Source organism: Pinirhizobacter soli, from assembly GCF_015905305.1.
GTDB lineage: Bacteria > Pseudomonadota > Gammaproteobacteria > Xanthomonadales > Rhodanobacteraceae > Pinirhizobacter > Pinirhizobacter soli.
The window spans coordinates 1,074,020-1,085,847 of record NZ_JADZLQ010000001.1 but is presented as its reverse complement, the minus strand read 5'-3'; the positions used below and the strand labels follow the sequence as shown (position 1 = coordinate 1,085,847).

The window sequence follows — 11,828 nt, the reverse complement described above, 5'->3', positions numbered from 1 at the left end:
CCATGCTCCGCATGCTCCGCCTCCCGCTGTTGCTCGTCGCCCTGGCCGCCCTGTCGGCCTGCGGTTTCCACCTGCGCCGAAGCGCGGCACTGCCTGAGTCGATGAAGCAGGTGCACCTGACGGTAAGCGGCGGCGGCAAGCTGGAGCGCAGCTTGAGCCGCGCGCTGGAACTTGCCGGTTCCACCGTGCTCGACCACGGCGGTACCGGTATCGCGGAGCTGAAGGTGCCCACGGCCGCCTTCAGCACGCAAACGCTCACCGTCGGCGGCACGGCCCGCGTCACGGAATATTCCGTGCGCTACCACGTCGACTTCAGCCTCTCCGATGGCCAGGGCAACGTGGTGATCCCGCAGCGTGGCATCGATATGTCGCGCGACTTCAGCTACGACGCGCTCAACACCATCGGTACGGCGGCGCAAACCGAACAGCTGCAGAACAGCCTGGTGGACGACATGGTCCAGTCGATCCTGTTCCGCCTGGAAGCTGCGGCAAAGCATCCGGAAGTGATCCAGCCCGCTGTTACCCCGGCGCCCAAGGCCGACTGACGCACCCATGCCGCTCAGTCCGGGACAGTGGCACAAGCAGCTCGCTGGCAGCGAGCTGGCCCCGGTGTACCTCCTGGCCGGCGAGGAGCTACTGGTGCTCGAGGCTGCCGACGCCCTGCGGGCCCAGGCCCGGCGCCTGGGGTACGACGAGCGCGAGGTGCTGGAGGCCGACGCCCGCTTCGACTGGGACGACCTCGCCCGCGCCGGCGCGGGCATGTCGCTGTTCGCCACGCGCCGCCTGATCGACCTGCGCCTGCCCGGCGGTCGCGCCGGCAAGGAGGGCGGGGCGGCGATCACGGCATTTTGCGCGGCGTCGCCACCGGATACCACCTTGCTGGTCACCGCCACCGAATGGAGCAGCAAGCATGAAAGCGCCTGGAGCAAGGCGATGGACGCCGCCGGCGTGCAGGTGGTGTTCAATGCGCCGCGGCCGAACGAATGGGCCGCCTGGATCGGCGCGCGCCTTGCTTCGCGCGGGGTGAAGGCCACGCCGGGTGCGGCGGCCCTGTTGGCTGAGCGGGTGGAAGGCAACCTGCTTGCCGCCGCCCAGGAAATCGACAAGCTGGTGGTGCTGGCCGGCGACGCGCGGGTGGACGAAGCCGCGATGGAAGGCTACGTGGCCGACAGCGCCCGCTTCGACGCCTTCAAGCTGACCGACGCCGCTTTTGCCGGTGACGGCGGCCGAGCCTTGCGCATCCTTGCGGGCCTGAAGGCCGAGGGCGAAGAACTTATCCCGCTGATGGGCTGGCTGGTGAACCAGTTGCAGATGGCCATGCGCCTGGCCAATGCCCGCGACTTCGCTTCGCAGGCCCGGGCCGAGCGCCTGTGGCCAGCACGCGAACAGCTTTTCCGCCAGGCCCTGCGCCGCGCGCCGCGAGAGCACTGGCTCGCGTGCCTGGCCCGCGCCGCCGCCATCGACCGCATGGCCAAGGGCCGCGAGCAGGGTGACCCCTGGCGCGCCGCCGAGCGCCTGGTGGCGGCGATCGCCGAGCCGCGCGCGACGGCGGCCCTGGCCTGAGCCGGCCGATGCGTCCACTGGCGATCCTGGGCGGCACTTTCGATCCGGTCCACCTGGGCCATCTGTGCGTGGCCTGGGAAGCGGCCGAGGCGCTCGATGCCGAGATCGCCCTGGTGCCGGCACACGTGCCTCCCCACCGCCCTCCGCCTCGCGCGACGGCGGCGCAGCGGGTAGCCCTGCTCGAGGCAGCGCTTGCCGGCCAAGACGTGCTGCGGCTGGACACACGCGAACTGGAGCGGGAAGGCCCTTCCTATTCGGTGGACACCCTCGCCGAGCTCCGCGGCGAGATCGGCCCGGACCGGCCGCTGCTGCTGCTGGTGGGCGCCGACGCCTTCGCCGGCCTGCCGCGCTGGAACCGCTGGCGTGAAATCTTCGGCCTGGCCCACGTCGGCGTGCTGACCCGGCCAGGCGAACATCCGGTGCTGGACCCTGAGCTCGCCGACGAAATCGCGCCCCGGCGCGCAAGGGTGCCCGCGGGACCGGCGGGGCAGGTGATCCCGATCACCGTGACCGCGCTGGACATCTCGGCCACCGCCATCCGCGATCTGCTGGCCGCCGGACGCATGCCGCGTTACCTGCTGCCGGCGGGGGTGGTGGACCGGCCCGGCCTGTTGGCGCCCTATACGGAAGTCCCTTAGGCCCTTTCGCTGGCGAAGCTGGACGGGGCTATAATCGGCCCACCTACCCTTCAGGTCCGCCCTTTTGAGCCAAAAGTCCAATCGCAAACCGTCCCACGCCCCCAACATCAACGAGACCCTGCGCAAGCGAGTGATCGACGCGCTAGAGGAACTGAAGGCCAAGGACGTCCGCGAACTGGATGTGCGGGGCAAAACCTCCATCGCCGATACCCTGGTGATTGCCTCGGGCACCTCCGCCCGGCACGTCAAATCCATCGCCGACGAAGTGATCAAGTTCGCCAAGGAAGCGGGCGTGATGCCGCTGGGCGTGGAAGGCCAGGTCGAGGCCGAATGGGTCCTGGTGGACCTGGGCGACATCATCGTCCACATCATGTTGCCGCGCATCCGCGAGTTCTATGGCCTTGAGCGGCTGTGGACGCTTGGCGACGATGGTGCGGAAGCCGCCAACGACTAACGTGCACTGATGCGGGCGCGTCTGATCGCCGTTGGCGAACGCATGCCTGCGTGGGTGGCTGAAGGTTTCGGCGAATACCGTAAACGCCTGGCGCACGATCTGCCGCTGGAGCTCATCGAGCTCAAGCCCGGCTTGCGTGGCAAGGGCCGTGACGATGCGCGCGCGATGGCCGACGAGGGCGCGGCGATCCTCGCCGCCTTGCCGCGCGATACCCACGTGGTGGCCCTGGATGGACGCGGTAAACCGTGGTCGAGCGAAGAACTGGCCACGCAACTGGCTGCGTGGCGGATGTCCGGACGAGACCTCGCTTTCCTGATCGGCGGCCCCGACGGTCATGCCGCCGAAGTACTGGCGCGCGCCGACCAGCGCTGGTCGCTGGGTCCGCTTACCCTTCCACACATGCTCGTTCGCCTGGTGCTTGCCGAGCAGCTTTACCGCGCCACCACGCTGCTGGCCGGCCACCCCTACCATCGGGCCTGACATGCTTTACCTTGCATCGCAATCACCGCGCCGCCGGCAACTCCTGGCGCAGATCGGCTTCGCTTTCGAACCGCTGGACCTGGACATCCCCGAAGTCCGCGAGCCACACGAAACGCCGCTGGGTTATGTCACGCGCGTCTCGGGCGAAAAGGCCGCGGCAGGGCGGCGCAAGGTGTCGGCGACGGACTTCGTGCTGGCTGCCGATACCGAGGTGGTGTTGGACGATGAAGTGTTCGGCAAGCCCGTGGACGACGATGACGCGGCCGGCATGCTGCGGCGCCTGTCGGGTCGCACGCATGAAGTGATAACCACGGTGTGGCTGGTGGGACCGGAATTCGCCCGCTCGGTGACCTCGACGTCACAGGTGCGCCTAACGACACTGGATGAAGACGCCATCGCCGAATATCTCACCACTGGCGAGCATCGCGGCAAGGCAGGTGCCTATGCCATCCAGGGCCATGCAGGCGCTTTCATCGAACATCTCTCAGGCAGCTTCACCGGTGTCATGGGCTTGCCGTTGCACGAAACATATCTGTTGCTGCAATCCGCCGGTATTCGCCGCGCCCCTTGAGCTAGCGCACCCGGGCATGCAGCCGCTGGGCCTGGTCCAGCTCGAAGCTTAAATTCCGGCCCAGCGCATGCGCGGCCGCGGCCGCCAACGATACCCCCAGGCCCGCATGCCCCGCTTCGCCGGTGTGCTTGCGCCAGAAGCGGTGGCCGAGCTGCCCGACGTCGGCCTGGCTAAGCTCCGGCGCGTCGTTGGACACATCCAGGGCCTCGCCATGGCGGGCCAGCGACACGCGGCCGGCTTCCGGCGCATGGCTCACCGCGTTGGCAATAAGGTTGCCCATGAGCATGTCCAGCAGCGCCGGGTCGGTGATCATCGTGCTGCCGGGTTCGAAGCCTTCGATGTCCAGTACCAGCCCGCGCCGCGTGATGGTGGCCTGGTGCAGGGCAAGCGTGCGGGCCAGCCATGCACCCATGTCCACGCTCTCGCGGCGGGCTGGCTCGAAGCCGGCCTCCAGCCGGGTCAGTTCCAGCAGGGCGGTGACGGTGGCCTCGAGTTCCGCGCCGATCGCTCCGACTTCGGCCATCACCTCCCGCGGGCTTCGTTCACTGGGGAAGCGCGTTTCAACGTCCACGAGGCTGCGCAGTTCCGCCAGGCGGGTGCGAGTCTCGTGGGCCAGCCCGCTGGCAAACTGCCGTTCGCGGGCGAGCACTTCGTCCATCCGGGCCAGCACCTCGTTGAAGCGCGCCACCAGGGGCTCAAGCTCCTCCACCCCGGCCTCGGGCAGGCGGCTGGCTGGCGCCTGCGGACCGATGCCACGCATGCGTTCGGCCAGCGTGCGCAGGGGAGCCAGCCCGCGGCGCACCAGCCAGGGCACAGCCAGCAACATGGCCAGGGAGGCCGCCACCGGCCCCAAGGCCAGGATCCAGTCCATGGTCAGCAGGAGCTGGTCCATGTCGTGACGTGGGCGGCTGACCAGCAGCCAGCAGGTCCGGGGAGCCTGCGCGGTGGCGTGCGGACGCACCCCGCGGGCGGCCGGGTAGGGGGCGTCGAAACGAAACATCACCGTCTGCGTGCCGCCAGCGTCGTCCAGTTCGTCGAAACGGGGCGTGGTGGTGGCCTGTTCCGGCCAGCCGGGCGGCGCGGGTGGCGCCGGATCGCTGCGCGAAGCCGCACGCCCCTCGCAGCGAAGTTCGTATGAAATGGGCGCATCGCCGCCCAGCAGCGACGGTTGGGTGCCGTTGGAAGACGCCACCAGGCGGCCTTCCTCGAACTCCACCACTGTGGTCAGGGCCTTGGCCTGGGCCAGCAGGGCATCGTGGAAGCGGGCATCGAGCTCGCTGTCCACCTGGTGGTCCATGAACAGGGCGACGGCGCCCATCGCCAGCAGTACTGCCAGCGCCAGTGGCGCGGTCAGCCGCCACGCCAACGACGCGGATCGGCTCACGGGATGATGTATCCGGCGCCGCGACGGGTTTCGATCAAGAGGGGTAGGCCCGCCGCGTCGAGCTTCCGCCGCAGGCCGAAGACCATCACCTCCACGCTGCGGTCCGAGGTGCCGGTATCGCTGCCGGCTGTGCGTTCGAGGATTTCCGCCCGGCTGAAGGCGCGCCCGCGGTGGCGCAGCAGCAGCGAGAGTATGCCGAATTCACGTGGGGTGAGGGCCAGTACATGGCCGTTGACACGGGCTTCGCGGGCCCGGGGATCCACGGACAGGCCACCGAGGGTCAGCGTGGCCGGCTGGGCCTCCCTGGGACGCCGGGCCAGCGCATGCAGGCGGGCCAGCAGTTCGTCAAAGGAAAAAGGCTTCACCAGGTAATCGTCGGCACCAGTGTCCAGTGCCTGGATGCGGTCGCCCACGGCGTCGCGGGCGGACAACACGATCACCCCCGGCCGCTGGCCGCCGCGGGGCAGCTCCTTGAGCACCCCAAGGCCATCCAGGCGGGGCAGCATGAGGTCGAGCACGATCAGTTCGTACTCGTAGGCAGCCAGGAACGATAACGCCTCCACGCCGTCGGCGGCGGTGTCCACGGTAAACCCGGCGGCCGCCAGGCCCCGCGACAGGGTGCCGCGGAGGCGGTCCGAATCCTCAACCAGAAGAAGCTTCATGGGCGCCGACAATAACCGATGTGCGGCCCATCGCTGCAGGGTTGGCATTACTGCATCGACAGGTTCTTGATCCAGCAGCTATAAAGATGGATCAAAGAAGGATCAATGCGGTGAGTGAAGAAATCCTGATCAACGTCACCCCCCGCGAAACCCGCGTGGCCGTGGTCGAAAACGGCATGCTGCAGGAGGTCCACGTCGAGCGCGCGCTCAAACGCGGCTATGTGGGCAACGTCTACAAGGGCAGGGTGCAACGGGTCATGCCGGGCATGCAGGCGGTGTTCGTGGAAATCGGCCTGGACCGGGCCGCCTTCCTTCACGCCTCGGACATCGTCAGGCCGCAGCCGACCGGCGGCGAAGGCGAAGCCAACGGCAATGGCAACGGCGGCCCCACGCCCAGCATCAGCGAGTTGGTGCACGAGGGCCAGGAAATCGTGGTCCAGGTGGTCAAGGACCCGATCGGCACCAAGGGCGCTCGCCTGTCCACGCACCTTTCCATCCCCTCCCGCTACCTGGTGCTGCTGCCGCAGGCCCGTACCCTGGGCGTGTCGGTGCGCATCGAGGACGAATCCGAACGCCAGCGCCTGAAGGATGTCCTTACTCCCCTGCTGGGGGAAAAACCGCTTGGCTATATCGTGCGCACAAATGCCGAGGGTCAATCGGAAGAATCACTCGCCTTCGATGTCACCTACCTTGGCAAGGTCTGGCGCGTCGTGCAGGAAAACATCGTCAAGGCGAAGGTCGGCGAGCGCGTCTACGAGGAACTCTCCCTGCCGCTTCGCGCTTTGCGCGATTCACTCAACGACGGCATCGAGAAAGTGCGGGTGGATTCGCGCGAAACCTTCGAGAAGGTCGCAAGGTTCGTGCACAAGTTCATGCCGGTGCTCGACGACCGCATCGAACACTACGCCGGCGAACGGCCGATCTTCGACCTCTACGGCGTCGAGGACGAAATCCAGCGCGCGCTACGCAAGGAAGTGCCGCTCAAATCCGGCGGGTACCTGATCGTCGACCAGACCGAGGCGATGACCACCATCGACGTCAACACCGGTGGTTACGTCGGCAGCCGCAACCTGGAGGAAACGGTCTACCGCACGAACCTGGAGGCGGCGCAGGCGGCCTCGCGGCAGCTGCGGCTGCGCAACCTCGGCGGCATCATCATCATCGACTTCATCGACATGGTGGACGACGAACACAAGCGCCAGGTGCTGCGCATGCTCGAGAAAGGCCTCGCCCGAGACCACGCCAAGACCACCGTCTACCCGATGTCGGCGCTGGGGCTGGTGGAAATGACGCGCAAGCGCACCACCGAGAGCCTCGAACGCCAGTTGTGCGAACCGTGCCCCGCCTGCAGCGGCCGGGGCACGCTGAAGACCGCCGAAACCGTCACCTATGAAATTTTTCGGGAAATTACCCGGGCGGTGCGCCAGTTCAATGCCGAGAAACTGCTGGTGATGGCCAGTCCCAAGGTGGTGGGCCGCATCCTCGAGGAGGAGTCCGCCGCCGTGGCCGAACTGGAGGAGTTCATCTCCAAAAGCATACGCTTCCAGGCCGAAGAACATTATTCGCAGGAACAGTTCGATGTGGTCTTGCTCTGACCGACCGCGCGCCGTGGCGTGCCGTCGGTGACGCACCCCTGGCTGCACCGCTGGCGCCGGCTGCGCTTCGCCCTCATCGGCCTTGTCGCCGGTGTGCTGATCCTTGCCGCCGTGACGATGGCACTGGGGCAGTTGCTGCTGCCGTTGGCGGCACGTTATCCCGCGCGCGTGGCGTCGATCCTTAGCGACCGCCTGCACCGCGACATCCGCTTCGCCACCCTGGAAGGGCACTGGCAGCCATCCGGGCCAGTACTGGTAGCGCACGATGTCACCCTGCAGGGTGTCGACGGCGCACCGCCGCTGATGTTGCCCACGGCTGAATTCAAGCTCGACTTCGGTGCGCTGTTCATGCGCTCGCGCAATTGGCTGAACTTGCGCCTTGGGGGCGTGCGACTGCAGTTGCGCCGTGATACGGCCGGTGTGTGGCATGTCGACGGTTTTGGTGCGGGTGGTGGACGGCAGGCTTCATTGGGCGATCTGTCGGCTGACCTCTGGGTAAGTGATTTCGGTGTGTCGCTGCTCGATGAAAGCACCGGTCACCGCTTTGAACTGCGCAGCCCGCAGGCGCACCTGCGCAAGCGTGGCGGCAGCGTGCGTTTCGCCGGCGACCTGATGCGCGTGGGCAGCCCCGGACGTCTGCATGCGGTAGGGCTGTTCGCCGACGACGGCAGCTTCGGGCGGGTCTACGGGCGTGGCGACAATGTCGACCTCAAGGCCATGGTCGGCGACCTGGATGTCGATGGCTATGGCGTGAGCGCGGGTACCGGCAGTTTCCAGCTTTGGAACGACTGGCGTCGTGGCGTGGTGGTGCGCAGCGTCGCGCGCCTGGACCTGGCCAATCTCGCCATGCACGGGCCCACCCAGGCCGTGGCCACCAGCGGGCTGCACGGCCTGGTCGATTTCCAGCGCCGCGCCGATGGCGACCATGTGCTCTGGGCCGACGACGACAAGGGCGTGCTGACACTCACCATCGGCGCGCAAGGCAACCTGGACATCGCGGCCCACGAAGTGGACCTTGCGCCGCTGCTGCCCTGGGCGGCAGTGCTGCCAGCCACACCGCCGGGCGTGGCGGCGTGGCTGGCCGGGGGGCGGCCGCGCGGCAAGCTCACCACCGCCACCGCGCATTGGGGTGACGACGTCGACGCGCGCTCGGTGGCGGCCAGTTTCCAGGGCCTTGGCATCGACGCCGTGGGCAGCCTTCCCGGCATCGACCACGTCCAGGGCGATGTGCGCGGCGATGGCAGCGCGATGGCCTTGCAGTTGCCACGCCAGGCCATCACGGTGTCCTTTCCCAACGTGTTCCGCAAACCCTTCCTGATGTCGGCGATCGACGGCGATATCGCCGCCTGGCATGACGACGGCAACTGGCACCTGGGCGTGGATACGCTCGACTTCACCGGCGAGCAGTTCGCCGGCCAGGCCCGTGGCGAGATCCTTTTTCCCGATGCCGGCGGCCGTCCGTTCCTGGATCTCTACGCCAGTATTTCAGGCGGGCAGGTTTCCGCCGCCAAGCTGTTCTGGCCCTACCATTCCATGCCCGAGGGCACCATCCACTGGCTCGACCGCGCGCTGGTATCGGGCACGATTGAATCGGCCGCGGCGCTGGTACGGGGGAGCCTGGCTGACTGGCCCTTCAAGGGGCACGAAGGCCGTTTCGAAGGTCGCGCCGTGCTTCGCGACCTCAACCTTAATTACAGCGACAACTGGCCCGCGGCCGAGCACGTCAATGCCGTGGCGAGCTTCGTCGACAACGGCATGCAAGTGGATGTGACCTCTGGCCAGGGGCGCCAAGTGCGCGTGGAGAAGGGTCAGGCCACCATCGCCGACTTCGGCGATTCGGTGCTGGACCTTGGCGCTTCCGGGGGAGGTACGGCGGCGTCCTTGCTGGACTTCGTCCGCAACAGCCCGGTGGCGCGCAACAGCGCCGATACGCTGGACAAGCTCAAGCTCGGCGGCGATGCCAGCTTCGACTTCCACCTGCTGATGCCGCTGAAGAAAGGCGAGGATTTCAACCTGCAGGGCACGGCCCAGCTCAAAGGCGCCGACCTTACCGCCGATGCCTGGGGATTGAAGCTGGGCAAGCTCACCGGGCCGCTTACCTTCGATGGCAAGGGCATGAAGGCCGGCCCGTTGCAGACAACCTACCGTGATCGGCCCGCCACGCTTGCACTGGGCGTGGCCGATGGCACGGGTGATCCGGACAAGATCTTCAACGCACGCCTGCAGGGTGATTTTTCCGTCGCCGAACTCGTTGCCGGTTACGACAACATCAAGTGGCTCGGCGACCTGGCCAATGGCCGCGCCAGCTTCGATGTCGGTTTCGATGTCTCCCGTGCAGGCAACGACAAGACCACGCAGGCGCTGCATGTGAGTTCGGATCTTCGCGGCATCGAGCTGAAACTCCCGGTGCCTGCCAAGAAGAAGGCCGACACGGCGCTGCCGATCAGCGTGGACCTGGGCCTGCCCACCGACGGCGCGGAACTGCGCCTGGCATTGGGTGACGCGGTGCGCGCGCGCATGCGCCTGGGCGCCGACAAGGGGCCGCCGTTTGCCGCTACCTTCAACCTGGGCACCTCCATGCCTACCACGCTGCCGGACAAGGGCATGCGTTTTGCCGGCCACGGCGACGTGGTGGATGTTTCCGGATGGGTGCAGTACGCAACCAGCGTTGGCGATGGCGGGCAGGGTCCCGGCCTGGATGGCATCGACATCAATGCCGATCATGCGTTGGTGTTCGGCCAGGACTTCGGCCAGATGCACCTGGCGGCCACCCCGGGTGCTGACGCGCTGAAGATCACCGTGGACAGCCCCAACCTCGCCGGCAGCTTCGATGTGCCTTCCACTGATCTCACGCGCCGCGGGGTAACCGCACGTCTGCCGCGTGTCTATTGGCCACGCGACGACGCGGCCACCGCCAAGGGCAAAGCCGGGACCAAGGCGTCTACAGCATCGGTGGTGGCGCCCGCCGCCGCGAGTGCTACGGCAGCCGTGCCGCCGTTACCGAAGCCTGCCGAGCCCGGCATCGCACCGGCCAGCGTGCCGCCGCTGCACCTTTTCATCGGCGACCTGCGGCTGGGCGATGCCAAGCTTGGCGAGGCGCGCCTGGAAACCTGGCCCACCGACAAGGGCATGCACATCGACCAGCTGCGCAGCCAGTCCAGCAGCATCCAGGTCACCGCCAGCGGCGACTGGAATGGCAATGCCACGGCCAGCCGTACGCACCTGGCGATGGATTTTGCCGCCGAGAACCTTGGCGGCATGCTCGATGCCTTAGGCTTCGGTGGCCTGTTCGAAGGCGGCCGTACCCAGGCGCGCCTGGACGCCACCTGGGCTGGCGGACCGTCGGCGCTGACACTTGCCAACATGAATGGCCAGCTGCGCGTGGACGTGGCCAAGGGGCGGATTCCCGAGGTGCAGCCGGGCGTGGGACGTTTGTTCGGCCTGGTCTCGCTGTCGGAGTTGCCGCGGAGACTGTCGCTGGATTTCGGCGACGTGCTTGGCAAGGGCCTTTCCTTCGATTCGATCAAGGGCGATTTCCAGTTGGCCGATGGCAACGCCTCCACCAACAACCTGCAGATCCTCGGGCCGGCGGCGGACATCACCATCACCGGCCGCACCGGATTGCGCGCACGCGATTACGACCAGCAGGTGCTGGTGGTGCCTCACCTGGGCAACAGCCTGCCGGTGGTCGGTGCCCTGGCTGGCGGGCCGGTCGGGGCGGCGGCGGGTTTCGCCGTGCAGGGACTGCTCGGGCGCGGCCTGAACAAAGCCTCAGGCAAGCGCTATACGGTAAAGGGCGGTTGGGACAAGCCGGTTTTCACACCGGTGGACAAGAAAGAAGGCGCTCCGCCGAAGACCTACGAATAATTGCGGCTTGCAGGCCTACAAAGCCTCATGGCAGCTTACGCCCCTCGGGGCCTTCGCCGGGATCCTTAAAAGATTCCTCCGACATTGGCCGTCAGACGGAAAAGCAACATGTATTCCAGGAAGGAAATCGTCAGCCTCGGTATCGCCACGGGATTCTGCCTGGCCTGGGTGCTGGTGCTTTTTGGCGGCCTCGTGGCCACGGGCGACTTGTCTCCGCATGGCCTTGTTGCCGAATTCGGGCAGGGGCCGGTGCTCGGTGCATGTATTTCCGTGGTCGTCATGGTGGCTGGCTTGCTGGTGTCATACCTGCATGCGCTGGTATACGGCACGGCTGTCAGCGAAGAGCGCAAGCGCTTGTGGGCAGTACTGTTGGTCGTGGCCCATGTCTTCGCCATGGCGGCGTTCTGGACCATGCACATGTATTTGCCCTTTCGCCGTGAGAACGCCGCGCGAGCGGCCCGTCGCCCGCTGATGCTCAGTGCACGTCCGATACCGCCTCGACCGCCGCCCAGCCGCAAGACACGGCCTGGAGCCGTCGATGTGCCACCGGTCGAGGTCGGGTCAACACCTGAGGCGACGGCAAGCGACCGTAGCGATGCCTGAGGCTTGCGCCG

General features: G+C 67.2%; 11 protein-coding genes. 9 read left to right on the top strand and 2 right to left on the bottom strand.

Going from position 1 to position 11,828, the window contains the following annotated elements; genetic code table 11:
• The first annotated feature begins 2 nt into the window (after nucleotides 1-2).
• The 6 genes from NDK18_RS04490 to NDK18_RS04465 all read left to right on the top strand — a co-directional run bounded on the left by NDK18_RS04490 (nucleotide 3) and on the right by NDK18_RS04465 (nucleotide 3,706).
• The gene (locus tag NDK18_RS04490) at nucleotides 3-545 is read left to right on the top strand and encodes an LPS-assembly lipoprotein LptE (protein WP_343219677.1); all 543 of its coding nucleotides are present in this window, start codon (nucleotides 3-5) and stop codon (nucleotides 543-545) included.
• 7 nt (nucleotides 546-552) lie between these two features.
• Nucleotides 553-1,563, top strand: coding sequence for a DNA polymerase III subunit delta (gene holA / locus NDK18_RS04485; protein WP_250625512.1), 1,011 nt, complete (start codon nucleotides 553-555; stop codon nucleotides 1,561-1,563).
• 8 nt (nucleotides 1,564-1,571) lie between these two features.
• Entirely contained in the window at nucleotides 1,572-2,201 is a 630-nt protein-coding gene (nadD, locus tag NDK18_RS04480) for a nicotinate-nucleotide adenylyltransferase (protein ID WP_250627187.1), read from the top strand.
• Nucleotides 2,202-2,307: 106 nt separating this feature from the next.
• Complete coding sequence (gene rsfS / locus NDK18_RS04475) at nucleotides 2,308-2,655, top strand: ribosome silencing factor (RefSeq protein ID WP_250625906.1); 348 nt, start codon at nucleotides 2,308-2,310, stop codon at nucleotides 2,653-2,655.
• Nucleotides 2,656-2,664: 9 nt separating this feature from the next.
• Complete coding sequence (rlmH, locus tag NDK18_RS04470; RefSeq protein WP_250625514.1) at nucleotides 2,665-3,135, top strand: 23S rRNA (pseudouridine(1915)-N(3))-methyltransferase RlmH; 471 nt, start codon at nucleotides 2,665-2,667, stop codon at nucleotides 3,133-3,135.
• A 1-nt stretch (nucleotide 3,136) separates the two neighbouring features.
• Entirely contained in the window at nucleotides 3,137-3,706 is a 570-nt protein-coding gene (locus tag NDK18_RS04465) for a Maf family protein (protein WP_250627186.1), read from the top strand.
• Between the two features lies 1 nt (nucleotide 3,707).
• Here NDK18_RS04465 and NDK18_RS04460 read toward each other — a convergent pair whose 3' ends face one another.
• Nucleotides 3,708-5,090 (bottom strand): ATP-binding protein, encoded by a 1,383-nt coding sequence (locus NDK18_RS04460; protein WP_250627185.1) that lies wholly within the window; start codon nucleotides 5,088-5,090, stop codon nucleotides 3,708-3,710.
• Nucleotides 5,087-5,752, bottom strand: a complete 666-nt coding sequence (locus tag NDK18_RS04455) for a response regulator transcription factor (protein ID WP_250627184.1) — start codon at nucleotides 5,750-5,752, stop codon at nucleotides 5,087-5,089. The genes NDK18_RS04460 and NDK18_RS04455 overlap by 4 nt, the downstream gene beginning before the upstream one ends.
• A 110-nt stretch (nucleotides 5,753-5,862) precedes the next feature.
• Between NDK18_RS04455 and rng the strand changes: the two genes are divergently transcribed.
• The 3 genes from rng (at nucleotide 5,863) to NDK18_RS04440 (ending at nucleotide 11,817) form a co-directional block, all read left to right on the top strand.
• Nucleotides 5,863-7,347 carry a ribonuclease G gene (gene rng / locus NDK18_RS04450; RefSeq protein ID WP_250627183.1) on the top strand — a complete coding sequence of 495 codons (1,485 nt, stop codon included), beginning with the start codon at nucleotides 5,863-5,865 and terminating at the stop codon, nucleotides 7,345-7,347.
• A 27-nt stretch (nucleotides 7,348-7,374) separates the two neighbouring features.
• Nucleotides 7,375-11,214, top strand: coding sequence for a YhdP family protein (locus NDK18_RS04445; RefSeq protein ID WP_250627182.1), 3,840 nt, complete (start codon nucleotides 7,375-7,377; stop codon nucleotides 11,212-11,214).
• Nucleotides 11,215-11,322: 108 nt separating this feature from the next.
• On the top strand, nucleotides 11,323-11,817 hold the full coding sequence (locus NDK18_RS04440) for a hypothetical protein (protein WP_250625520.1): 495 nt from the start codon (nucleotides 11,323-11,325) through the stop codon (nucleotides 11,815-11,817).
• Nucleotides 11,818-11,828 lie beyond the last annotated feature (11 nt).

What these genes read in the sequence shown, in the direction of transcription:
- NDK18_RS04490 (WP_343219677.1), top strand. Translation starts at nt 3, where the DNA reads ATGCTCCGCATGCTCCGCCTCCCGCTGTTGCTCGTCGCCCTGGCCGCC.
- holA (WP_250625512.1), top strand. Translation starts at nt 553, where the DNA reads ATGCCGCTCAGTCCGGGACAGTGGCACAAGCAGCTCGCTGGCAGCGAG.
- nadD (WP_250627187.1), top strand. Translation starts at nt 1,572, where the DNA reads ATGCGTCCACTGGCGATCCTGGGCGGCACTTTCGATCCGGTCCACCTG.
- rlmH (WP_250625514.1), top strand. Translation starts at nt 2,665, where the DNA reads ATGCGGGCGCGTCTGATCGCCGTTGGCGAACGCATGCCTGCGTGGGTG.
- NDK18_RS04465 (WP_250627186.1), top strand. Translation starts at nt 3,137, where the DNA reads ATGCTTTACCTTGCATCGCAATCACCGCGCCGCCGGCAACTCCTGGCG.
- NDK18_RS04455 (WP_250627184.1), bottom strand. Translation starts at nt 5,752, where the DNA reads ATGAAGCTTCTTCTGGTTGAGGATTCGGACCGCCTCCGCGGCACCCTG.
- NDK18_RS04440 (WP_250625520.1), top strand. Translation starts at nt 11,323, where the DNA reads ATGTATTCCAGGAAGGAAATCGTCAGCCTCGGTATCGCCACGGGATTC.